This is a genomic window from Deefgea salmonis (genome assembly GCF_020531905.1).
Classification (GTDB): Bacteria; Pseudomonadota; Gammaproteobacteria; order Burkholderiales; family Chitinibacteraceae; genus Deefgea; species Deefgea salmonis.
This window is the reverse complement of the sequence record NZ_JAJAWG010000001.1, coordinates 424693-446846: the sequence shown is the minus strand read 5'-3', so window position 1 is coordinate 446846 and position 22154 is coordinate 424693. Positions and strand designations below refer to the sequence as shown.

The window sequence follows — 22154 nt, the reverse complement described above, 5'->3', positions numbered from 1 at the left end:
CTGATCCATTTTATTTAGCAGTTGGCGGTGATCCTGCTGACGGGAGTGAATGATGTTAAGTGTTTTTGATTTATTTAAAATTGGTATTGGCCCATCAAGTTCTCATACAGTGGGGCCGATGGTGGCCGCAAAAACGTTTGTTGACGATTTAATGGCCCAAGGCCAATTGCTGCAAATTCGCCGTGTCTCGGTTGATTTTTATGGTTCACTGGCATTGACTGGTGAGGGGCATGGCTCTGTTAGCGCTGCTTTGGTTGGTCTAGAGGGCGATACCCCTAAGTTTGTTGCGCCTGAACGGGTGGACTTACGTCTAAAACAACTCAAGGCGCCAGACGCACAATTATTGCTTGCCGGCACACATCCGATTGCTTTTGATTTCCACCAAGATGTTCAGTTGCATAAGCATTTATTTTTAAAGCAACATTCAAATGGTCTGCGCTTTCGCGCTTTTGATGTTGAGGGTGTTGAATTAGCCAACGATGTGTTCTTCTCGATTGGTGGCGGATTTGTGGTGAGTGAGGCTGAATTTGGCCAAACGCGTGAATCCACACCGGTGCCGTTTCCATTTCAAAATGCGGCTGATTTATTAGCGCATTGCCGTACAGAGGGTAAAACAATCGCTCAGATTATGTTGGCCAATGAGCTGGCCACGCAATCGGAAGTGACTGTGCGTGCGCAGTTATTGGAAATCGCCAATGTGATGCAGCAGTGCATTCATAATGGCTGTACCCGTGAAGGTGAGTTGCCCGGTGGCTATCATGTAAAACGTCGAGCGCCGGGGATTTTCCGCAAAATGGTCGGTATGCAACTGACTGGGCGCGCTGATTTCATGTTGTGGCCGATGATTTATGCGATTGCCGTTTCAGAAGAAAATGCCAGTGGTGGCCGCATTGTCACTGCACCGACCAATGGTGCGGCGGGGATTATCCCAGCTGTTTTGCAGTACTATCGCAATTTTACCCCCAACGCTAATGATGCTGGCGTGGTGGACTTTTTGCTAACGGCTGCCGCGATTGGCATGTTGTATAAAATGAATGCGTCTATTTCTGGCGCTGAAGTCGGCTGTCAAGGTGAAGTGGGCGTGGCGTGTTCCATGGCGGCGGGTGCGTATTGTGCGGTACTCGGCGGGACATTAGAGCAAGTTGAAAATGCGGCTGAAATCGGCATGGAACATCATCTTGGCTTAACGTGTGATCCTGTTGGTGGCTTGGTGCAAATTCCGTGTGTAGAACGCAATGGTGTTGCTGCTGAAAAAGCGATTAAAGTCGCGCAATTGGCGTTAATGGAAAACGGCGAGCACAAGGTGAGCCTAGACGAAGTCATTGCGACGATGTACCGCACGGGCATGGATATGCATAATATCTATAAGGAAACATCCTTAGGTGGTTTGGCGCTGACGGTGGGTGTGCCGGCGTGTTAACCCAATAAACGGGAGGCAAGTAGATGCAAAAAGTGCTGATGGTTTGTACTGGCAATATTTGTCGCAGCCCGACGGCCGATGGTGTGTTGCGACATCAAGTGCTGGCGCAGCATTTAGCGGGGCACATTGAAGTTGATTCTGCCGGAACGCAAAGCTATCACGTGGGTGAGGCACCCGATCGACGGGCGCAAAAGCATGCCTTGCGCCGAGGCTATGATTTATCGGCTTTACGGGCTAGGCAAGTGAGTGCGATGGATTTTGCTGAGTATGACTTGATTCTGGCGATGGATAACAGTCACCTAGCTTACTTGAAACAGCATTGCCCTGCGGCCCATCAGCACAAATTGCGTTTATTTATGAGTTTTGCGACGCAATCGAGCGAGCGTGAAGTGCCAGATCCTTATTATGGTGGTGATGCCGGTTTTGAGTTAGTGCTCGATTTGATCGAAGATGCATGCGATGGCATTTTGCAAGCTTTACGTTAGCGGGTAAACCCCGATTTGCACTTAGGCCATAAAAAGCATTAAAATGCCGCCTTACCCTTCGGGGGAGTAGTCGCCTGCCTTGATGTTGGGCCCAAAACCCAGCGATTTGAGTAGGATCTATGTCAACATATTTGCAAATTAACGCATGGCATAGATAGCGAGCTGTTGCTTCGCCTGACGAGACCTGAAGTTGTTGTCGTGTATTCCTGGATGGGCTACGCGCAATGACTTCTTGTTTCTGCCCATCCGGAGTGCTGTTTATGTTTGACACGTTGTTAGTTTCAACTGGCGTAGTGGCTATTGCCGAGATGGGTGATAAAACACAATTGCTTTCGTTGATTCTTGCTGCCCGTTTTCGTCGGCCGTTGCCGATTGTGGCGGGCATTTTTGTTGCAACTGTTTTGAATCACTTTGCTGCCGCATGGATCGGGCAGCAGGTGGCCGGTTTGATTTCTGCTGATATTTTGCGCTGGATTGTTGGGCTTGGCTTTTTGGCGATTGCAGCGTGGGCTTTAGTGCCAGATAAAATTAGCGAAGAAGAATCACAGGTTAAGCCTTACGGGGCGTTTGTTGCGACAACCATTGCGTTCTTTTTTGCTGAAATCGGTGATAAAACGCAAATTGCAACGGTCGCTTTGGCTTTAAAGTACACCCCATTGTGGCAGGTGGTTATGGGAACAACGATAGGCATGATGCTCGCCAATGTACCTGCAGTGTATTTAGGACGTTGGATCGCAGAACGAATGCATTTATTGCAAATGATTCGCTTTGTCGCGGCGGGTATTTTTGCCATTCTTGGTCTCTTGGCTCTGACGGGGGCTGCAGGTTAAAAAAGTAGTTGAAAGAGAAGGCGAGCCTTGTGCTCGCTTTTGTTATTCGTTAATTAAAAAAACATCTCAGGGAGTAGGTATGCTGGAGTCTTTCTTTAAGCTAAAAGAAAACGGTACCGATGTAAGAACCGAAGTTATTGCAGGGTTTACTACGTTTTTAACGATGGCTTACATCGTCTTTGTTAATCCGTCGATCTTAGCTAAAACTGGGATGGATTTTAATTCAGTGTTTGTGGCGACTTGTTTGGCCGCTGCATTGGGTACTGCGATTATGGCCTTAGTGGCCAATTACCCTATCGCACTCGCACCAGGCATGGGTTTGAACGCCTATTTTACCTATACCGTTGTTTTGGGTATGGGGGTGTCTTGGCAAGTGGCGCTGGGTGCCGTATTTATCTCTGGAGTGATTTTTCTTTGCGTCTCGCTCTTTAAAGTTCGTGAAGCGATTGTGAATGCGATTCCGCACTCACTAAAATTAGCGATTTCAGCCGGTGTTGGGATGTTTTTGGCGATTGTTGCGCTTAAAAATGCCGGCGTCGTTACCGGATCTCCTGCGACGCTAGTGACTTTGGGTGATATCCACGCACCACAAACATTGTTGGCGATTTTTGGCTTCTTTTTGATCGTTGCTTTGGAGTACCGCAAGGTACATGGCTCGATTATTATTTCAATTTTGGCAGTAACTTTAATGTCAATTGGCATGGGGCTGTCTGAATTTAAGGGCGTATTTTCTGCTCCGCCGTCAATGGCACCAACCTTCATGCAAATGGATTTAATGGGTGCATTGGATGTGGCCTTATTGGGCGTTGTTTTTGTTTTATTCTTTGTTGATTTATTTGATACCACCGGCACTTTGGTCGGTGTTTCGCACCGCGCAGGTTTGCTCGATAAAGATGGCAAACTGCCGCGTTTGAAGAAAGCCTTGCTGGCCGATTCAGTTGCCATCACTGCCGGCGCTGTTATGGGTACCTCATCCAGTACCGCCTATGTTGAATCGGCGGCAGGTACTGCAGTCGGTGGCCGTACAGGTTTGACTTCTTTAGTGGTTGCGATTCTATTTTTATTGGCGCTTTGGTTCTCGCCATTGGCCGCTACGGTACCCGCCTATGCAACAGCCCCAGCACTGTGTTATGTCGCCGTTTTAATGACGCGCGGTTTGGCTGAGATTGAATGGGATGATTTGACAGAGTCGGCGCCAGCAGTAATGACTGCACTGGCCATGCCATTTACCTTCTCAATTGCGGATGGTATTGCATTTGGCTTTATCAGCTATGCTGTGATTAAGCTTTTAGCTGGCCGTTTTAAAGACCTCAGCGCCGCAGTTTTAATTATTGCTGCGTTGTGGATTGTTAAATTTGCCTTTTTCCATTAAGCGAGCGTTCGGATGACTGAATCCATTAGCAATGACGCATTACCTAATGCGAACTATATTCGTGATCGAATTCGCACTGTTGCCGATTGGCCGCAAGCTGGGGTTATGTTTCGCGATATCACGCCCTTATTGCAAGACAAAAAGACGTTTCGCCTATTAGTCGATATTTTTGTTCATCGCTATATGGATCAAAAGCTGGATGTCGTCGCAGGAATCGATGCCCGTGGATTTATTTTAGGCGCGGTTGTCGCTTACGAACTCAATCTTGGTTTTGTTCCTATTCGTAAAAAGGGCAAATTGCCATTTAATACGATTGCTGAAGAGTACGAGCTGGAGTACGGTTCTGCCACCGTAGAGCTGCATGCAGATGCTTGTAAAGCAGGTGACCGTGTTTTGTTGATTGATGATTTAGTGGCCACCGGTGGCACCATGATTGCAGCAGCAAATCTGCTAAAACGCTTGGGTGCTGAGGTGGTCGAGGCGGCGGCCATTGTTGATCTGCCTGAGTTAGGCGGCTCAAAATTGGTGAGAGATCAGCAGATTGAATTATTTACAGTCTGCAACTTCGCTGGACATTAATAAAGGCATTCACATCATTCATCCGCAATGGTGCTGAGCAATTCATTTTAATCGCTGGTTGAAGATGAGTTGACAGCACCGCTTCGGATATTTTGGTTTGCTGCTGTAAGTGAAATGAAATAAACAAAGGATTTATCGTGACGATGCAATTACCTGAAGCTAGAACTATTCTTGATAATGCAGACTGCTTGCATAGTGAAGTTGAGGTTCAAGCTGCGTTAGACCAAATGGGTGAGGCAATGTGTGCCACATTGGCCCATACCAATCCCATTGTCTATACCGTACTCAATGGCGGCTTAATTGTGTCGGGACATTTATTGCCTCGTCTACGTTTTCCGCTTGAAATTTCATACATGCATGCCACGCGTTATCGCAACGAAACGAGCGGTGGCGAGCTCGATTGGAAAGTAAAACCTCGCGAAGATTTGCGTGGGCGTACGGTGATTATTGTTGATGATATTCTCGATGAGGGTCATACCTTGGCTGCCATCGTTGAGTATTGTAAGCAACAAGGTGCCAGTGCGGTGCACGTTGCGGTGTTGATTGATAAAAAACACGATCGCAAAGCACCGGGGATTAAAGCTGACTTTGTCGGTCTTGAGGTAGAAGACCGGTTCTTGTTTGGTTGTGGTATGGATTATCAGGGTTACTGGCGTAATACATTGGCGATTTATGCGGTAAAAGGGCTGTAATCACACTTTGGTGCGGGTTGCAGCCATGGAGACATCATGGGCAACAGCACCGATATCGTTGTGAAGCATTATCGACAGATTCTGATTTGGCCGTTGCAATTAATGCCTTTGCCCGAAGTGAGGGGGCGAAGTCGTGCGATGGGGCGTCACTGGGAGGTGATGTCGGCGTTATCGACAGCGGGCTCGCCTTGGCAGCCTAGGCCAACGGAATTTGATGGCGACCCAGCCGAATTCAAAGAGCGACACTATCGAGAATTTGTCACTTTTTTGCCGTATGTGCAGCGTTTTTTGTACGGAGAAGGGCGTAGTGAAGCCGGTGATGCCGCAAATTATGGCCACTCACCCATGCACGTTTTTCGTCGTAAAGACATTCAACAGGTCTTAATGGTCTTTAAAGATGGTAAAACACACCATTTTAAAGTGATCCATTTAGACCTGTATTTTTTTTACGATCTGGATGTCGTTATTTTTGCGCTGGAATTGGGTGGTGACAATTTATCGCTCAGACGCGTGCAAGACGCCATGTTTCGTTTTGGTCGTACCTTTCCTGCGCAGTGGGATGAAAACGAAACGGCAACCAGTTGCCTGCGTAAAGTCGCTTGGCTTGATGCGGCGGGTGAAGTCATTGCTTCGAGCGATTACGAAGATCGAGCGGGCTATTTGCAGCATATGGGACAATTTTGTGCGCCCAAGATGGCGTCCCACTGGGAGTATTTGCTCAGTCCTTTGGTGATGCATCATTCTAATGCGGTGGGAGATTTGCGTTATCGGCAAATCGAATATCATCGCATGCCCATGCTGGCCTACTTGTCATTTGAAGATCCCTTTGTACTGTCGGACGAAGATTTTTACCGTTTAGGGACGGTGAGTCGACCCAGTGATATGGATGCGCTGCCTTTTTCTAAAAAGGTATTTGCGGCTTTTGAGTCTAATTGTTGCTACGATCGATTTTGGATTCCTGAAAATAACAGTCCCATGGCCTCAACACGGTTGATGTGTAATGGTCACGCATTTGTCATGGTGGGCATGGCGGGCAACCCCTTCTTTGTTGATCCTTATACCGGTTCTTTAGGCCAATTTCGGCATCAATATTTTTTGCTGACACTGATCGCTCACTTTCACAAAGCTTCGCTATTGATGTTCTCTGATCGTCTGGCTGTGGCGTTAGCTAAACTCAATGTGCAAGATGAAACCTCAATTCGCAATTTTAAGCGTGAAACGCGGCTGCTTCAGGCCGCTTTTTTACGCTTTACGCAGCGTTATTGGTTTCGCGAAGTTTCCAATCAAGCCATTAGTAGTCAATTGTTTTTGATGTTGAAACGCCATTTAGATACCGAGACCTTGTATTCTGACGTGCGAGAGTCGGTACAGGCAATGAGCCAATATCTAGAAAATGAAGATTTACGTCGGCAGGCCGATACCGTTGTTCGATTGACGGTGGTGACGATTTTGGGTTTGGTCGGAACGACAATTACTGGTTTTTTGGGGATGAATTTATTTGCTTTGGCCGAAGAAACCGGCTGGAATAAGTTGTGGTATTTTATTGGTGTCAGTATTCCAATTACGATTTTGATTCTATACACCGTTGCCAAATCAAAAAATCTGTCTGAGTTTTTAGATGTACTTTCTGATGATCGAATTCTTTGGGTGAGTAAAATTAAGCAGTGTTTACATATAAAAAGCAAACTATGAAAATGATGCATGCTGATGTGAGCAGATGTTTTGTCGATCGGACCGCTGTAAGTTGCTCATGTCGTGGTAGAATTGCGCATCTTTTAACGATGAATACGGATGCGTTAACTCATGTTCTCTAAGTCTCAAACCATTGCCCAGTATGATCCTGATCTCGCCGCTGCCATGGCAGCAGAAGTTGTTCGTCAACACGAACACATCGAGTTGATTGCGTCGGAAAACTACACTAGCCCAGCAGTGATGGAGGCTCAAGGCTCGCAACTGACCAACAAATACGCTGAAGGCTATCCAGGTAAGCGTTTTTATGGTGGCTGTGAATACGTTGACGTCATCGAGCAATTGGCGATTGATCGTGTCAAAGCATTGTTTGGCGCTGAATACGCCAATGTGCAGCCGCATTCGGGCTCGCAAGCCAACCAAGCCGTGTATTTTTCTATCTTGAAGCCGGGCGATACCATTATGGGTATGAATCTGGGTCATGGTGGTCATTTAACGCATGGTTCTCCAGCCAATTTATCGGGTAAATTATTCAATATCGTGGCTTACGGTTTGAATGAAAACGAAGAAATCGATTACGACGATATGGAGCGTGTTGCGCTGGAAACCAAGCCAAAGTTGTTGATTGGCGGCGCTTCTGCTTATGCCTTGCGTTTTGACTGGGCGCGCATGCGTGAAATCGCCGACAAAGTGGGCGCTTACTTCATGGTTGATATGGCGCATTACGCCGGTTTGATTGCTGCCGGTGTTTATCCAAACCCAGTTCCACACGCTCATTTTGTGACCTCAACCACGCATAAAACACTGCGTGGCCCACGTGGCGGTATTATCTTGGCGAAAGCTGAGTTTGAAAAATCAATCAATTCCAATGTGTTCCCAACACTGCAAGGCGGCCCGCTAATGCATGTGATCGCCGGTAAAGCGATTGCATTTAAAGAGGCGGCAACAGAAGAATTCAAAACCTATCAAAAACAAGTGTTGCTCAATGCGCAAGCCATGGCAGCAACCTTGGCTGAGCGTGGTCTGCGGATTATTTCTGGCCGTACTGAATCGCACGTATTCTTGGTTGACTTGCGTCCTAAAGGTTTGACTGGTAAAGCGGCCGATGCGGTTTTGGGTAAAGCACACATTACCGTGAATAAAAATGCGATCCCAAATGATCCAGAAAGCCCGTTTGTAACTTCAGGTATCCGTATTGGCGCACCTGCCATTACCACTCGTGGCTTTAAAGAGGCTGAAGCGATTCAAGTCGCGCATTTAATTGCTGACGTATTAGACAACCCGAATGATGAAGCTAATTTGGCTGCTGTTGCCGAAAAAGTAAAAGCATTAACGGCGCGTTTCCCAGTTTACGAAGTATAATTTCACGCCATTAAAAAAAGGTGGTGCACCTGCACCACCTTTTTGCATTTTGTCGTATAAAACAGAGGTATATTAATCCAAGGCAGCTGTCAGTTGACTTGGATTAATATACCAAGCGTATTACTACCAATGTACCTTGGCTTGACTGTTCAATATGAAATGAACAGCTTAAGATGCTCTTTATTCGTTCTTTTTAGGTTTTCGTGCTATGAAATGCCCATTTTGCGGTTCACCCGACACTCAAGTCGTGGATTCTCGCGTTTCTGACGAAGGGGATACGGTACGTCGTCGTCGTCGTTGTGCGATTTGCGATAAGCGTTTCACCACCTTTGAAACGGCTGAAGTGCGTATGCCGCAAGTGGTGAAGCAAACCGGGCAGCGTGTTGAATTTGAAAGAGAAAAAATTCGCACCAGTTTTATGCGCGCCTTACACAAGCGCCCGGTGCCGACCCCTTTGGTTGATGAAGCCATTTCCCGAATTATTCAAAAAGTACTGACTGTTGGCGAGCGAGAAATTATGTCGCGACAGATTGGTGAAATGGTGATTGCCGAGCTGGCCAAGCTCGATAAAGTCGCCTATATCCGCTTTGCCTCAGTGTATCGCTCATTTCAAGACGTTGAAGATTTTCGCGACGTCATTCGTGAAGTCAGCAAGGAATAAGCATGGCTTGGCGTTCGATCGACTACTTTATGATGGCCCAGGCGTTGCATCAGGCGAAATTGGGCCAAAACAACACCTCGCCCAATCCAAGTGTTGGCTGTGTTTTGACTCAAAATGATCAAATATTAAGCATGGGGCATACCCAAGCTGCAGGTGGCGCGCATGCCGAAGTGATGGCGCTGCGTGCTGCGGGTTCGGCCGCGCAAGGGGCCACTGCGTATGTCACTTTGGAGCCATGTAGTCACTTTGGCAAAACGCCGCCGTGCGCGAACGCGCTGATTGCCGCTGGCGTGACTCGAGTGGTGGCTGCATTATTAGATCCTAATCCACTCGTGTCAGGGCAAGGCTTACAACGGCTGGCGCAGCATGGCATTGTGGTTGAACATGGTTTAATGGCCGCCGAAGCATTGATGCACCATCAAGGTTTTTTTAGCCGGATGATTCGCCGGCGACCCTGGCTGCGTTGCAAAGTTGCGGCCAGTCTGGATGGACAGATTGCACTGAGTAATGGTCAGTCAAAATGGATTACGGGGCCTGCGGCCCGTGCCGATGTACAGCGAGTTCGTGCGCGCTCATGCGCGATGATCACCGGTATTTCAACGATTTTGCACGATGATCCACAACTGAATGTGCGTGATTTTTCGGTTGAACGTCAGCCGATTAAGGTGATTTTAGATAGTCAAATGCGCACGCCCATCTCGGCCAAAATTTTACAGCAGGGCTCTGTTTTGATTGTCGCGGCGCAAGAGACTGAGCGGCGTTTTGCTTTGGAAGCAGTGGGTGCAGAAGTGATTTTATGCCCGGATCAATCCGGCGCTCGGATTGATTTGCCCGCATTATGTGCCGTATTGGCGGCACGCGGCTGCAATGAAGTCACGCTTGAGGCCGGCGGCACTTTAGTTGGCGCTTTTTTTGCTGCAGGCTTGATTGATGAGTTATGGCTGTATCAAGCGCCAGTGCTGCTCGGCCAGGGACAAGCGATGGCACAGTTTTCCCTCGGCGAGTTAAGTGAAAAACAAATCCCAACGCACATTGCTCGACGTATGGTGGGGAATGATCAGCGCATGATTCTGCGGTTTACTGATCCAGTCACCGATTGGCTAGGAAAATAAAAATGAAATCAAAATCGATCATTGTTTGCCCTGATTGCGGCAAGGAAATTGAAGTGTTAAAAGCGTGTGGCGCTAGTAATTTTTTTTGCAACCATTGCAATGAATTGAAGTCGTCACAGCGCGTCAAGGCAGCCAACCCGATTGTCTTTCCCGCTCAACCGGAAAAATAAGGACGTTTATGTTTACAGGCATTATTCAAGCGATCGGCCAGATTGAAGCCGTTACGCCTTTTGATGGCGGGGTCCGCTTAACCATCGATGCAGGTGATTTAGATTTATCTAATGTTGGTTTAGGCGACAGTATTGCCCACAATGGCGCATGTATGACCGTTGTCGAGCAAATACCCAGTGGGAAATATTTAATCGACGTATCCAATGAATCTTTGCGTTGCACCGCAGGATTAGATGCTGTTGGCCCTGTTAATTTAGAAAAAGCCATGCGCTTGGGCGATATGCTCGGTGGTCATTTGGTTTCAGGACATGTCGATGGCGTTGGGCTGGTTCGTAGCTTTGATTCAGTCGGGGATAATCGCGAATTAATTATTCTGGCGCCAGCGAGTTTAGCTAAATATTTAGCCGTAAAGGGCTCGGTGGTGGTTAATGGCGTTTCTTTAACCACCAATTGGATTCGTGACGTGATCGACGGTTGTGAGTTTTCGATCAACTTAATCCCCCATACGCTGTCAGTCACGACGCTAGGGGCGATTGAGCCGGATCAGCGCGTTAATTTAGAAATTGATTTAATCGCCCGCTATGTTGAACGTATGGTTTCTTTGGAGTCAAAATCATGAGCCAGATCGCACCTGTTAATGAAATTATTGCTGAATTAAAAGCCGGTCGCATGGTGGTTTTGGTCGATGAAGAAGATCGCGAAAACGAAGGTGATTTGGTGTTGGCCGCCGATTTTGTGACGCCTGAAGCTATTAATTTTATGGCGAAATTTGGCCGTGGCTTAATTTGCTTAACGCTGGATCAAGCGCGTTGCCAGCAGCTTAATTTGCCGACGATGGTAAAAAACAATGGCTCGTCGTTTGGCACTAACTTTACCGCTTCAATCGAAGCGGCTGAAGGGGTCACCACCGGCATTTCAGCGCATGATCGTGCGCTAACGATTCAAAAAGCCGTTGCTTTTGGCGCTAAAGCCAGTGACTTAGTTTCACCTGGTCATGTATTTCCGATTATGGCGCAACCGGGCGGTGTTTTAGTGCGTGCCGGACACACCGAGGCCGGTTGTGATTTGGCAATGATGGCGGGTTTAACGCCAGCGTCGGTGATTTGCGAAATTATGAACGAAGACGGCACAATGGCCCGTTTGCCAGAACTGCTTGAATTTGCGAAAACACATCAACTGAAGATTGGTACTATTGCCGACCTCATTCACTACCGTAGCCAAACAGAATCACTGGTTGAATGTGTGGGTCGGCGTATGATTCGCACCTTGGCCGGCGAGTTTGAATTGGCGGTTTATCGCGACAAATTAACCACCGCCACGCACTTGGCATTAATCAAAGGTCAGCCTGCAGTGGACCGCGAGACGCTGGTTCGGGTGCATGAGCCATTGTCGGTGATGGACTGGATTGATTTGGATTCTTCCGCGCATTCTTGGTCGATTGAAGCGACGTTAAATGCCATCGCTACGGCAGGAGAAGGCGTGGTGATTTTATTGCATCGCACCGAACTGGGCTCCGATTTACTAGGTCGAGCGCTACCTGAGTTGAAGTTAAATCCACCGCAAAAGTGGGATTTACGTACCTATGGGATTGGCGCGCAGATGTTAAAAGACTTGGGCGTTGGGCGTATGCGCCTGATGTCACCAGAGCGTAAAATTCCGAGCATGATGGGATTTGGATTAGAAATTACGGGCTTTGTTGCCCCAGAAGGAAAATGAGAATGTCAAAAAATATTCCAACGATTGCACCAGTTTTGTCTGGCGCTGGATTGCGGATTGGCGTGGTAATGAGCCGATTTAATACCCCGGTTTGTGAAGGCCTACGTGATGTTTGCCTGACTGAGTTATTAACCCTTGGCGTGGCAGAGCAAGATATTGTGCTGTGCTCGGTAGCCGGTGCATTAGAAATCCCTGTGGTATTGCAAACCATGGCAGAAAGCGATCGTTTTGATGGCTTAATTGCGCTTGGCGCGGTGATTCGAGGTGATACTTATCATTTTGAGCTGGTGGCTAATGAGTCAGGCGCGGGCGTGACGCGCGTCGGCTTGGACTTTGGTATCGCCATCGCCAATGCCATCTTAACCACCGACACCGATGAACAAGCAGAAATTCGTATCAAAGAAAAGGGCCGTGATGCGGCTCGCACTGTCGTGGAAACGGCTAATTTAATTAAGGCATTACAAGTATGACTGAAGCCATCGTAGCACCTCGTCCAAAACCAAAATCGGCTCGTCGCCGTGCGCGTGAATTTGCCGTTCAAGGGACTTACCAATGGCTAATGACGCGGGATACGGTCAATAATATTGATCTTTTTATTCACAACAGCACTTCTTATTTTAACAAGTGCGATGAAGCCTTATACCGTGGCATTTTGTTTGGCGTGATTAAAGACGCCGGCGCTTTAACCAAAGCACTTGAGCCACACGTTGAGCGGCCACTCGATGAAGTCAGCATCGTTGAAATGGCGATTTTGTATACCGGCGCGTTCGAAATTATTTCAATGCCAGAAACACCGTACCCCGTGATTATCAATGAGTCGATTGAATTGGCCAAAACATTCGGTGGTTCAGATGGTCATCGTTTTGTGAATGGTGTACTCGATAAATTGGCCGCTTTGGTGCGTGCCGATGAGTTTGCCGCTGCTGCAGCCAAGCGTCGTTAATTTAAATTCCCTTAACTGCCCAGTTGCTTGGGCAGGGTCAAATTGTGTGAATGAATTCGATTTAATCGCTAAATATTTTACCCGCCCAGCGGTCAATGCCGATTTAGGCATTGGGGATGATGCCGCATTAATGTCGATCAGCGCTCAGCATCAATTGGCCATTTCGGTGGATATGCTGGTTGCGGGTCGGCATTTTTTTGCCGATGCCGACCCTGAACGGTTAGGGCATAAATGTTTGGCGGTTAATTTATCCGACATGGCTGCAATGGGCGCAAAGCCGACTTGGTTTACGCTGTCGCTGGCCTTGCCCGCCATGGACGAAGCTTGGTTGGCGGCATTTAGTCGTGGATTATTTACCTTAGCCGATCAGCATGCGGTGTCTTTGGTCGGCGGCGACACGACCAAAGGACCATTAACCATTTCAATTCAAATTGCCGGCGAAATTCCAAACGGACAAGCTTTGCTGCGTAGCGGCGCTCAAATCGGCGACGACGTTTGGGTGTCTGGCCCTTTAGGTGCCGCCGCTGCCGCGGTCATGCATCGTACCGGTCGCGTCGCCTTGCCTCCCGATATCGCTCAGCGCTGTGATTTACGCTTAGATCAGCCTACGCCACGGCTGGCTTTGGGTATGGCATTACGTGGTATCGCAAGCGCCGCATTGGATTTGTCGGATGGTATTCTGGGCGATTTAGCGCATATTTGTGAGCAATCAAAATGTGCTGCACGGCTTGAACTCGATTTGATGCCTTACGCTACTGAACTCAAAGACCTTCCGTCCGCACTGGCTTTAGAGGCCGTACTGGCAGGGGGCGATGATTATGAGCTGTGCTTTACGGCATCACCTTTGCAGCGGCAGCATATTTTAGCCCTTGGCCAAACCTTAGCGACGCCATTATTTCGGGTCGGTGAAATGGTCGCGCATCAAGCTCAATCCCCCTTAGTGCAAGTGTTTGATGCATCAGGACTTGTCGTACCAACCCCGTTTACTGGCTTTGATCACTTTAAATGAAAAAACAACCACAAATTGCGGTCGATCTGCGCTTTCTATTGGCGCATCCAGCGCATTTTATTGCACTGGGTTTTGGGAGTGGTTTAGCTAAAGTGGCGCCTGGCACGTGGGGCACTTTAGCGGCATTGCCTTTATTTGCGCTCTTGCAGTATTTTTTTACGCCGCTAGCCATTGCAGCGTTATGTGTTCCGGCGTTTGCCATCGGAACATGGGCTGCCGAGCTGACGGGTCGAAACTTGGGTGTCAGCGATTATGGTGGCATTGTGATCGATGAAATTGTCGCCATGTGGTTGGTGCTGTGCATTGCGCCGCCGACTGTGCTGGGGTGGGTGTTGGCTTTTGTCTTATTTCGTGTGTTTGATATTCTCAAGCCGTGGCCAATTCGCTGGCTGGATCAGTATGTGAAAGGCGGATTTGGCGTCATGATTGACGATATTTTGGCCGCCGTGTTTGCCATGATTCCGCTGTATTTACTTCGTGCTTATTTATGATCGATTCGCCCGCTGAATCGCCCGAATTGAATGCGGCGCAACTGCAAAGAGCGGCTTTAATCGATGCCGTCCGACTTTTACCCGATTTGCCCGGCGTTTATCGATATATTGCTGCCGATGGCACGGTGTTATATGTCGGTAAAGCCAAAAGTTTAAAAAAGCGGGTGTCGTCTTATTTTCAAAAAAACGATCAAAGCCCGCGTATTCGCTTGATGTTGGCGCAGGTGGCAACGGTTGAAACGACGGTGGTGCGGTCTGAAGCTGAAGCCTTGGTGCTAGAAAACAATTTAATTAAAGCCTTAAGCCCTCGCTACAATATTTTATTTCGGGACGACAAGTCTTATCCCTATGTGATGCTCAGCGGCCATGCTAGTCCGCGTTTGGCGTATTACCGTGGCAGTTTAGATAAAAAAAATACTTATTTTGGCCCGTTTCCCAACGGCTATGTGGTCAAAGAAAGCATCCAGTTATTGCAAAAGGTTTTTTTGCTGCGCACCTGCGAAGACTCTGTTTTTGCCAATCGCTCTCGGCCTTGTTTGTTGCACCAAATCAAACGCTGCTCAGCCCCTTGTGTCGGTTTGATTACGCCTGAAGCGTATCGACAAGACGTGCATAACGCGGTGTTGTTTTTGTCGGGCAAAGAAAACGAAGTCCTCAATACCCTCGAAGAAAAAATGCAACTGCTGGCAACAGAATGGCAATTTGAAGCCGCTGCTGCGGTGCGCGATCAAATCCAAGCGTTGTCGCAAGTACAAGAGCGGCAGTTTGTTTCGTCCAATACCAGTGAAATGGACGTCGATATTGTCGCCTGTGTTGAAAGCGAGGGGATGCTGTGCGTTAATTTGGCAATGGTCAGAGGCGGGCGGCATGTTGGGGACAAGAATTTATTTCCTAGCCATGCTGATGATTACACGCCGTCGGCAGCGATTCATGCTTTTTTAGCCCAGCATTATTTAGACCGAATTACCCCCACGATGATTTTATGCTCGCCAGAGCCCGATGAGTGCGAGGTGTTGGCTGAATTGCTTAGTGCGCAGGCCGCGAGAAAAGTCTTACTCAATGTCAACCCCAATGGGGAGCGACGTATCTGGCTGGAGATGGCTAAACGCAACGCTGAGCTGGCTATACTGCAGAAAAAAGGCCAGCAAGCCGATCAGGCAAGTCGCTTGGCGGCCTTGGTTGAAGCGCTGGGTTTGCCGGAGGAAACGCAGCGTTTAGAGTGCTTTGATATTTCGCATACCTTGGGCGAAGCCACTGTGGCATCGTGTGTGGTCTATGATCGACAAGCCATGCAACCCAAAGAGTATCGGCGCTACAATATTGGCACTGATAACTCCGGCACAGCCAAAGATGGCTTTGCTTTAATCACGCCGGGTGATGATTATGCGGCAATGCGGCAGGTCTTGTTGCGCCGTTATGAGAAAGTCGCTGCGGGCGAGGGCGTGATGCCGGATGTGATTTTGATTGATGGCGGAAAAGGGCAGTTGAGCATCGCCATCGAGGTGATGAATGAAATCGGTTTGACCACGCCTTGGTTGGTTGGCGTAGCTAAAGGCGAGACGCGTAAAGCCGGTTTAGAGCAATTGATCGTGCCCAAATCAGGAAACACGGTACAATTACGCCGCGACCATCCTGGCTTACACCTGATTCAGCAGATTAGGGATGAAGCACATCGCTTTGCCATTACCGGACATCGCGCCCGACGTGGCAAGGCCAGACTTGCTTCAACGCTTGAAGAGGTTGAGGGCGTTGGCCCCAAACGGCGGCAAAAATTGCTGGCTCGTTTTGGTGGTTTGCAAGGAGTAAAAGCTGCAAGTGTGGATGAGTTAGTGCAAGTTGATGGCATTAACCAAGCACTTGCTGAGAAAATTCACGCTGCTTTGCGCGGCTAATAAAGTGTCCTAATGCCATTTAATCTACCTATTTTTCTGACTTGGTTGCGCGTTGCGCTGATTCCCGTTTTTGTTGGGGTTTTTTCTTTGCCGCACGCTGAATATCCTTTGGCTTGGCAAAATATGATGGGCGCTAGCCTGTTTATGCTGGCGGCGGTGACCGATTGGTTTGATGGCTTTTTAGCGCGGCGTTGGAATCAAACCTCACAGTTTGGCGCTTTTTTGGATCCTGTGGCCGATAAACTGATGGTGGCTGCGGCGTTAATCTTGTTGGTGCAATTAGATCGCACCGAAAGTTGGCTGGCGGTAATTATTATTGGCCGCGAAATCACCATTTCGGCGTTACGTGAATGGATGGCGCAGCTGGGTAAGGCTAAAAGTGTGGCGGTGAGTTTGATTGGCAAGCTCAAAACAACGGCGCAAATGATTGCAATTGTGTTGTTGCTGTGGTCTGAACCGCTGGTGCCTGGTATCTCGACGCAGCTTTTAGGCACGTTGGCACTCTATATTGCTGCGGTCTTAACCATTTGGTCGATGTTTTATTATTTACGCGTTGCCGCAGAGCAATTTCGCGAACAAGGTTGAGTCTCTAGGCGTTGACGCAGATGCCTGCGTTGAACGCCTTATTGCTGCGGCTTCATGGGTATTGATCTGCGGCCTTGTGTATTTCTACTCTCTATTCATATACCCTCTCTAAGACATGCAAAAGCCAAAAGCATTACTGCTGATCGCCGGGTTTTATTTTTGCTACTTCGCGTTTAATGGTTTGTTCTCGCCATATTGGGGCTTGTATCTGGCCGAATTGTCGTTTCCTGCTTGGCAAATTGGCATTCTGACTTCGCTAACGCAAATTAATCGCATCTATGCGCCCGCATTATGGGGCTGGTTGGCCGATCGCAGTGGTCAACGACAAAAAATCTTACGGCTGGCTGGCGTGATGGGATTCATCTTTTTTCTGCCGTTGTTGTTGACGCATTCTTTTTGGCCCTTATTGATTTCGGTCTGGATCGCCAGTTTTTTCTGGAGCTCGGCGCTGCCCTTGGTTGAGGCGACCAGCATGACGTTGCTCGCCGGTAATAGCGGGGCGTATGCTCGACTACGCGTGTGGGGTTCAATTGGTTTTGTGTTTGCCGCTTTGCTGGCAGGCTATTTGATCGAGGCTTTCGGTGTTGGCGTATTGCCAATGGCCGTCGTTTCCGTGATGGCGGGTCTGGCGATTTATTCTTTTTACGTGCCCGAAGCGCCTGTAGTGGCTAAAAACCAGCTAGCCTGCGTGAAGTTTTTTGATGTTTTAGCCAAAACAGAAGTCAGAGCCTTGCTATTGACGTGTTTTTTAATGGCGCTGGCCCATGGGGCATATTACAGTTTTTATTCGATTTATATGGTCGAGCTAGGGTATAGCAAGCGCGTTGTTGCTTGGCTGTGGGCTTTGGGGGTGATTGCTGAGATTGCGGTTTTTTGGTTGATGCCGTCGATTACCCAGCGCTTCACCCTTAAAAAAATATTTTTATGGGGTTTGTTGCTGGCGGTGGTGCGCTTTATGCTGATTGGCGTGGCCGCTGACTTTATTGTGCTGTTAATTGTGGCGCAATTGGCGCATGGTTTTACTTTTGGTAGTCATCATGCTGTGACGATGAGTTATATTCATCGTCATTTTTCTGGTGCGCATCAAGCGAAAGGTCAGGCGTTAAATATTGCCGTTTCATTCGGTCTGGGTGGTAGCTTAGGCGGTATTTTGGCGGGCGTGCTGTGGCCGCAAGGCGGGGCGATGGTGTTTATGCTCTCGGCAGGCATGGCTTTGCTTGGGTTGGGCGTGGCTTGGCTCGGCATCAATAAAAATGATCTTTAATTTGTGCTTTAGGGTTGCTTGGCTTGGGTTTCACTCAACGCCGAGGCTGTGAATTTTCAATATTAGCGTTGAATTGGGTGCTCTATTTTAATACATAGGGGTATTGCCAGCAAAGTATTGCTGAATATGCTCTTGCTTTAAATACATCAGTGTGAGGCTTGCATGATTATTGTGATGAAGTTCAATGCCACTGAGGCTGAGGTTGCGGCAGTGATTGCTTATATTCGCAACGCCGGTTTAACTGAGCATGTTTCGCGCGGTGCGGAACTGGTGATTATTGGTGCGATCGGTGATGAGGATGCGCTCAATCTTGCGCGTTTTGAGATGCTGCCCGGCGTAGATCGGGTGTCCCGCGTGACGAAGCAATACCGGATTGTTGCACGCGATACGCACCCAGCCGGCTCGGTGGTGAAAATTCGTGGCATTGCTTTGGGCGGATCGCAGGTTCAAGTCTTTGCTGGGACTAGCTCCATCGAAAGTGCGTCGCAAATGAGCGCTTTGGCGCAAGGCATTATGGCGGTGGGTTGTTCATTTTTATGGGGCGATATTGCCCAAACCCAAGACGGTCCTTATCAATTACAAGGCAATGAACACGATAATTTGTCTTTGTTGCAGTCGGTGGCCAGCCAGTACAAATTACCGTTTGCAGCTGAATTGCTGGATTTGCAAATGCTCGACGACTTGATGGCGCACGATGTGGATTTGATTCAAGTGGGGGCCGGTCAAATGCAAAATCGGATTTTACTCAAAGAATTGGGACGGATTAATAAGCCGATTTTATTGCGACGCGGGCACGCCGCGACGCTGGCAGAATGGCTGATGGCAGCCGAATATATTGCGGCGGGTGGCAATCATCATATTGTTTTTTGTGAGCACGGTGCGCGCGCTTTGGGGAGTGAAGGGCGCAATGTATTAGACGTTGCAAGTATTGCATGGTTAAAGCAAGAGACGCATTTACCGGTGGTGGTGGACGCCAGTAATGCGGCGGGTAAGTCTTGGCTAGTGCCATCTTTGGCGCAGACGGCTTTGGCCGCAGGTGCTGATGGTATCTGGTTGGATGTGCATCCGAATCCGAATGCCGCTTGGCGCAATGCAGATCAGTCGCTTGATTTGGGCCAATTAACGGCTTTGATGTCGACCTTGCGCGCAATCGCTCCCGCGCTCAATCGTACGATTTAAACTTTGGCGTTTTTATATTATGCAGGCAGTAAAAAAATTGGTTTTACTGGGGACGGGCTTGATTTCTGGCTCGTTTGCCTTGGCATTAAAACGCGCCCGTTTGGTTGAACAGGTGGTGGGTGTTGGCCGAAATTTAGACAATCTTCAGCGTGCGCTCGATTTGAATGTGGTTGATTCAATCAGTGACGATGCAGCTCACGCGGTTGTTGGCGCTGATTTGGTTTTTATTGGCACGCCAGTTGGACAAATGGGCGCTTTAATGCAAAAAATTGCACCGCATTTATCTGCCGATTGTATCGTCACTGATGGTGGCTCGACCAAGCAAGATGTCGCTGCTTTATATCAAGCCTATTTGCCGCAGCAATTGGCATACTGTGTGCCGGGTCATCCGATTGCAGGGTCAGATTTATCGGGCGCTGCAGCGGCGCAATTTGGTTTGTATGAGGGACGTCGCGTCGTTTTAACGCCATTGCCTGAGTCTGAAGCGAAAGTGGTTGAACAGATTCGCGACTGGTGGCAAGCATGTGGTGCTCAGGTGTACCAAATGAGTCCTTTAGCGCATGATGAGATTTTTTCTTCAGTCAGTCATGTGCCGCATTTACTGTCTTTTGCCTATATGAATTCGGTGCTAGATCGCTACAATGCAGCCGAATGCTTGGATTTTGCGGCCAGTGGGTTTCGCGACTTTACGCGCATTGCTGGCTCGCACCCGGATATGTGGCGTGATATTGCGCTGGCCAATCAAAGCGCCATTTTGAATGACCTGCGCGCCAATCAGCAGCAATTGCAGGCTTTAATCGACTTGGTTGAATCGAGCGATGGTGTCGCTTTAACCAATTACATTCAACGTGCAAGCTCGGCTCGAATTGAGTGGGGTAAGCCGTTAAAGGGTAAAAAATGACTTATCAAGCTGCAGAGAATCGTTACGCCTCAATGCCTTATCGCCGCTGCGGCCAGAGTGGCCTGAAGTTACCGGCTATTTCTTTGGGATTGTGGCATAACTTTGGCGACAATAAACCCTATGACAATAGTCGAGCGATGTTGTTGCGCGCTTTTGATTTGGGGATTACGCATTTTGATTTGGCCAACAATTACGGCCCACGCCCCGGTGCCGCAGAAGAAACCTTTGGCCGAGTTTTAAAGCAAGATCTTCGCGCTTACCGCGATGAAATGATTGTGAGTACCAAAGCCGGCTGGGAGATGTGGCCTGGGCCGTATGGTGAATGGGGTAGTCGCAAATATTTGATGGCAAGTTTGGATCAGAGTTTGCAGCGGATGGGCTTGGAGTATGTCGATATTTTTTATTCGCACCGACCCGACCCCGAAACGCCTATGGCGGAAACCATGGGTGCGCTCGATGCCATCGTGCGTCAAGGCAAGGCGCTTTATGTTGGCATTTCATCTTATTCGCCTGCGCAAACTTTAGAGGCGGCCAGTATTTTAAAAGCACTCGGCACACCATGCTTGATTCATCAGCCTAAGTATTCCATGTTTGAGCGTGAAATTGAGCAAGGCCTAACGCAAGTACTCACTGAAACAGGAATGGGCAGTATTGCATTTTGTCCTTTAGCCCAAGGCTTGTTAACCAGCCGATACTTGAATGACATGCCTGCTGATTCTAGGGCTGCTGCGCAGGACAATCATTTTTTAAATGGCGATGCGGTCACGCCGCGACTTGCCCAGTTGCGCCAGTTGAATGCCTTGGCTTTGCAGCGCGGGCAAACCTTGGCGCAAATGGCTTTGGCGTGGGCATTACTCACGGTGACTTCGGTCATTATTGGTGCAAGTCGTGTTTCGCAGTTAGAAGAAAACGTCGGTGCGATTACGAATTTAGCTTTTTCAGCGGCAGAGTTGCAGGAAATCGAGCGCATTTTAGCGTCGACGTAAGGTGTGGCGAGTCCGTATAATTAAAAAACCAGCGTGTTCATCGCTGGTTTTTTAATTTAAGGAACAATATGAATCATTTTCCAGTGATTGCAATTGACGGCCCATCCGCGTCAGGCAAGGGTACGGTCGCGCAAAAGGTCGCCAATCAACTTGGTTTTGCTTATCTCGATTCAGGTGCTTTGTATCGACTAACGGCATTGGCCGCACAACGTGCGGGGCAAGTGTGGACTGATGAGGCGGCAGTCGCTGAGTTGGCGATGAAACTGGATGTGGTCTTTGTTGGCGAGTCTATTTTATTGGCTGGCGACGACGTTACGGTGGATATTCGCTCAGAATTCATTGGCTCTGGTGCTTCTCAGGTCGCGGCCTTGCCTGCAGTCCGCCTGGCCTTATTGCAAAGACAGCGCGCTTTCTCTAGAGAAGAGGGGCTGGTTGCCGATGGGCGGGATATGGCCTCGGTTATTTTTCCTGACGCACAATTAAAAATCTTTTTATCCGCAACGCCTGAAGTTCGTGCAGAGCGCCGCTTTAAACAATTGCTTGCGCGTGGCGAGGCCGCTGATTTGGCGATGATCACTGCCGACTTGCAAGCAAGGGATGAACGAGATCGCTTACGTAGTGTTGCCCCTTTAGCTCAAGCGGCGGATGCTTACTTGCTAGAAACATCGTATTTATCGATTGAGGCGGCGGTAAATCAAGTCTTGCTTTGGTGGTATGATAAATCGACTAAAACGCTCTAAGCACTTGATAGAGCAAGAAGATTTCCGTATAATCACCAGATTCCTTTTTGGCTTGTGCCGATTTTGAATACTCGC

24 protein-coding genes are annotated in these 22154 nt (G+C 48.6%); all 24 read left to right on the top strand.

The window, feature by feature from the left end:
- Positions 1-52 precede the first annotated feature (52 nt).
- The 24 genes from LG219_RS01955 to cmk all read left to right on the top strand — a co-directional run bounded on the left by LG219_RS01955 (position 53) and on the right by cmk (position 22079).
- Positions 53-1420, top strand: a complete 1368-nt coding sequence (locus LG219_RS01955) for an L-serine ammonia-lyase (protein ID WP_226763196.1) — start codon at positions 53-55, stop codon at positions 1418-1420.
- 23 nt (positions 1421-1443) lie between these two features.
- Positions 1444-1905: a low molecular weight protein-tyrosine-phosphatase gene (locus tag LG219_RS01950; protein WP_226762863.1), complete on the top strand. Its 462-nt coding sequence runs from the start codon at positions 1444-1446 to the stop codon at positions 1903-1905.
- A gap of 260 nt (positions 1906-2165) precedes the next feature.
- Complete coding sequence (locus LG219_RS01945; RefSeq protein WP_226762862.1) at positions 2166-2735, top strand: TMEM165/GDT1 family protein; 570 nt, start codon at positions 2166-2168, stop codon at positions 2733-2735.
- Positions 2736-2814: 79 nt separating this feature from the next.
- Positions 2815-4107, top strand: a complete 1293-nt coding sequence (locus LG219_RS01940; RefSeq protein WP_226762861.1) for an NCS2 family permease — start codon at positions 2815-2817, stop codon at positions 4105-4107.
- Between the two features lie 12 nt (positions 4108-4119).
- Complete coding sequence (locus LG219_RS01935) at positions 4120-4686, top strand: adenine phosphoribosyltransferase (RefSeq protein ID WP_226762860.1); 567 nt, start codon at positions 4120-4122, stop codon at positions 4684-4686.
- Positions 4687-4829: 143 nt separating this feature from the next.
- A complete protein-coding gene (locus tag LG219_RS01930; protein WP_226763195.1) occupies positions 4830-5378 on the top strand; it encodes a hypoxanthine-guanine phosphoribosyltransferase in 549 nt (182 codons plus the stop codon).
- Between the two features lie 36 nt (positions 5379-5414).
- Positions 5415-7070, top strand: coding sequence for a CorA family divalent cation transporter (locus tag LG219_RS01925; RefSeq protein WP_226762859.1), 1656 nt, complete (start codon positions 5415-5417; stop codon positions 7068-7070).
- Positions 7071-7181: 111 nt separating this feature from the next.
- Positions 7182-8429 carry a serine hydroxymethyltransferase gene (glyA, locus tag LG219_RS01920; protein ID WP_173534119.1) on the top strand — a complete coding sequence of 416 codons (1248 nt, stop codon included), beginning with the start codon at positions 7182-7184 and terminating at the stop codon, positions 8427-8429.
- Between the two features lie 208 nt (positions 8430-8637).
- A complete protein-coding gene (nrdR, locus tag LG219_RS01915) occupies positions 8638-9090 on the top strand; it encodes a transcriptional regulator NrdR (RefSeq protein WP_173534120.1) in 453 nt (150 codons plus the stop codon).
- A gap of 2 nt (positions 9091-9092) precedes the next feature.
- Positions 9093-10202, top strand: coding sequence for a bifunctional diaminohydroxyphosphoribosylaminopyrimidine deaminase/5-amino-6-(5-phosphoribosylamino)uracil reductase RibD (ribD, locus tag LG219_RS01910; RefSeq protein ID WP_226762858.1), 1110 nt, complete (start codon positions 9093-9095; stop codon positions 10200-10202).
- Between the two features lie 2 nt (positions 10203-10204).
- Positions 10205-10372 (top strand): YfgJ family double zinc ribbon protein, encoded by a 168-nt coding sequence (locus LG219_RS15545; RefSeq protein WP_226762857.1) that lies wholly within the window; start codon positions 10205-10207, stop codon positions 10370-10372.
- Between the two features lie 8 nt (positions 10373-10380).
- Positions 10381-10992: a riboflavin synthase gene (locus LG219_RS01900; protein WP_226762856.1), complete on the top strand. Its 612-nt coding sequence runs from the start codon at positions 10381-10383 to the stop codon at positions 10990-10992.
- A complete protein-coding gene (gene ribBA / locus LG219_RS01895) occupies positions 10989-12089 on the top strand; it encodes a bifunctional 3,4-dihydroxy-2-butanone-4-phosphate synthase/GTP cyclohydrolase II (protein WP_226762855.1) in 1101 nt (366 codons plus the stop codon). Before LG219_RS01900 ends, ribBA begins: the two co-directional genes overlap by 4 nt.
- 2 nt (positions 12090-12091) lie before the next feature.
- Entirely contained in the window at positions 12092-12559 is a 468-nt protein-coding gene (ribH, locus tag LG219_RS01890) for a 6,7-dimethyl-8-ribityllumazine synthase (protein WP_226762854.1), read from the top strand.
- Entirely contained in the window at positions 12556-13032 is a 477-nt protein-coding gene (gene nusB / locus LG219_RS01885) for a transcription antitermination factor NusB (RefSeq protein ID WP_226762853.1), read from the top strand. The genes ribH and nusB overlap by 4 nt, the downstream gene beginning before the upstream one ends.
- 46 nt (positions 13033-13078) lie before the next feature.
- Positions 13079-14041 (top strand): thiamine-phosphate kinase, encoded by a 963-nt coding sequence (gene thiL / locus LG219_RS01880; protein ID WP_226762852.1) that lies wholly within the window; start codon positions 13079-13081, stop codon positions 14039-14041.
- Positions 14038-14532, top strand: coding sequence for a phosphatidylglycerophosphatase A family protein (locus LG219_RS01875; protein WP_226762851.1), 495 nt, complete (start codon positions 14038-14040; stop codon positions 14530-14532). The genes thiL and LG219_RS01875 overlap by 4 nt, the downstream gene beginning before the upstream one ends.
- Positions 14529-16424, top strand: coding sequence for an excinuclease ABC subunit UvrC (gene uvrC, locus LG219_RS01870; protein ID WP_226762850.1), 1896 nt, complete (start codon positions 14529-14531; stop codon positions 16422-16424). Before LG219_RS01875 ends, uvrC begins: the two co-directional genes overlap by 4 nt.
- Before the next feature lie 12 nt (positions 16425-16436).
- Positions 16437-17009: a CDP-diacylglycerol--glycerol-3-phosphate 3-phosphatidyltransferase gene (pgsA, locus tag LG219_RS01865; RefSeq protein ID WP_226762849.1), complete on the top strand. Its 573-nt coding sequence runs from the start codon at positions 16437-16439 to the stop codon at positions 17007-17009.
- Positions 17010-17124: 115 nt separating this feature from the next.
- Entirely contained in the window at positions 17125-18273 is a 1149-nt protein-coding gene (locus LG219_RS01860; protein ID WP_226762848.1) for an MFS transporter, read from the top strand.
- A 162-nt stretch (positions 18274-18435) separates the two neighbouring features.
- Positions 18436-19452 (top strand): N-acetylneuraminate synthase family protein, encoded by a 1017-nt coding sequence (locus tag LG219_RS01855; RefSeq protein WP_226762847.1) that lies wholly within the window; start codon positions 18436-18438, stop codon positions 19450-19452.
- A 19-nt stretch (positions 19453-19471) separates the two neighbouring features.
- Positions 19472-20353, top strand: a complete 882-nt coding sequence (locus LG219_RS01850; protein WP_226762846.1) for a prephenate dehydrogenase — start codon at positions 19472-19474, stop codon at positions 20351-20353.
- On the top strand, positions 20350-21339 hold the full coding sequence (locus LG219_RS01845) for an aldo/keto reductase (protein WP_226762845.1): 990 nt from the start codon (positions 20350-20352) through the stop codon (positions 21337-21339). The genes LG219_RS01850 and LG219_RS01845 overlap by 4 nt, the downstream gene beginning before the upstream one ends.
- 68 nt (positions 21340-21407) lie before the next feature.
- On the top strand, positions 21408-22079 hold the full coding sequence (cmk, locus tag LG219_RS01840) for a (d)CMP kinase (protein WP_226762844.1): 672 nt from the start codon (positions 21408-21410) through the stop codon (positions 22077-22079).
- Positions 22080-22154 lie beyond the last annotated feature (75 nt).

Coding starts and splice junctions, on each gene's coding strand:
- LG219_RS01955 (WP_226763196.1), top strand. CDS start 53: ATGTTAAGTGTTTTTGATTTATTTAAAATTGGTATTGGCCCATCAAGT.
- LG219_RS01950 (WP_226762863.1), top strand. CDS start 1,444: ATGCAAAAAGTGCTGATGGTTTGTACTGGCAATATTTGTCGCAGCCCG.
- LG219_RS01945 (WP_226762862.1), top strand. CDS start 2,166: ATGTTTGACACGTTGTTAGTTTCAACTGGCGTAGTGGCTATTGCCGAG.
- LG219_RS01940 (WP_226762861.1), top strand. CDS start 2,815: ATGCTGGAGTCTTTCTTTAAGCTAAAAGAAAACGGTACCGATGTAAGA.
- LG219_RS01935 (WP_226762860.1), top strand. CDS start 4,120: ATGACTGAATCCATTAGCAATGACGCATTACCTAATGCGAACTATATT.
- LG219_RS01930 (WP_226763195.1), top strand. CDS start 4,830: ATGCAATTACCTGAAGCTAGAACTATTCTTGATAATGCAGACTGCTTG.
- LG219_RS01925 (WP_226762859.1), top strand. CDS start 5,415: ATGGGCAACAGCACCGATATCGTTGTGAAGCATTATCGACAGATTCTG.
- glyA (WP_173534119.1), top strand. CDS start 7,182: ATGTTCTCTAAGTCTCAAACCATTGCCCAGTATGATCCTGATCTCGCC.
- nrdR (WP_173534120.1), top strand. CDS start 8,638: ATGAAATGCCCATTTTGCGGTTCACCCGACACTCAAGTCGTGGATTCT.
- ribD (WP_226762858.1), top strand. CDS start 9,093: ATGGCTTGGCGTTCGATCGACTACTTTATGATGGCCCAGGCGTTGCAT.
- LG219_RS15545 (WP_226762857.1), top strand. CDS start 10,205: ATGAAATCAAAATCGATCATTGTTTGCCCTGATTGCGGCAAGGAAATT.
- LG219_RS01900 (WP_226762856.1), top strand. CDS start 10,381: ATGTTTACAGGCATTATTCAAGCGATCGGCCAGATTGAAGCCGTTACG.
- ribBA (WP_226762855.1), top strand. CDS start 10,989: ATGAGCCAGATCGCACCTGTTAATGAAATTATTGCTGAATTAAAAGCC.
- ribH (WP_226762854.1), top strand. CDS start 12,092: ATGTCAAAAAATATTCCAACGATTGCACCAGTTTTGTCTGGCGCTGGA.
- nusB (WP_226762853.1), top strand. CDS start 12,556: ATGACTGAAGCCATCGTAGCACCTCGTCCAAAACCAAAATCGGCTCGT.
- LG219_RS01875 (WP_226762851.1), top strand. CDS start 14,038: ATGAAAAAACAACCACAAATTGCGGTCGATCTGCGCTTTCTATTGGCG.
- uvrC (WP_226762850.1), top strand. CDS start 14,529: ATGATCGATTCGCCCGCTGAATCGCCCGAATTGAATGCGGCGCAACTG.
- pgsA (WP_226762849.1), top strand. CDS start 16,437: ATGCCATTTAATCTACCTATTTTTCTGACTTGGTTGCGCGTTGCGCTG.
- LG219_RS01860 (WP_226762848.1), top strand. CDS start 17,125: ATGCAAAAGCCAAAAGCATTACTGCTGATCGCCGGGTTTTATTTTTGC.
- LG219_RS01855 (WP_226762847.1), top strand. CDS start 18,436: ATGATTATTGTGATGAAGTTCAATGCCACTGAGGCTGAGGTTGCGGCA.
- LG219_RS01850 (WP_226762846.1), top strand. CDS start 19,472: ATGCAGGCAGTAAAAAAATTGGTTTTACTGGGGACGGGCTTGATTTCT.
- LG219_RS01845 (WP_226762845.1), top strand. CDS start 20,350: ATGACTTATCAAGCTGCAGAGAATCGTTACGCCTCAATGCCTTATCGC.
- cmk (WP_226762844.1), top strand. CDS start 21,408: ATGAATCATTTTCCAGTGATTGCAATTGACGGCCCATCCGCGTCAGGC.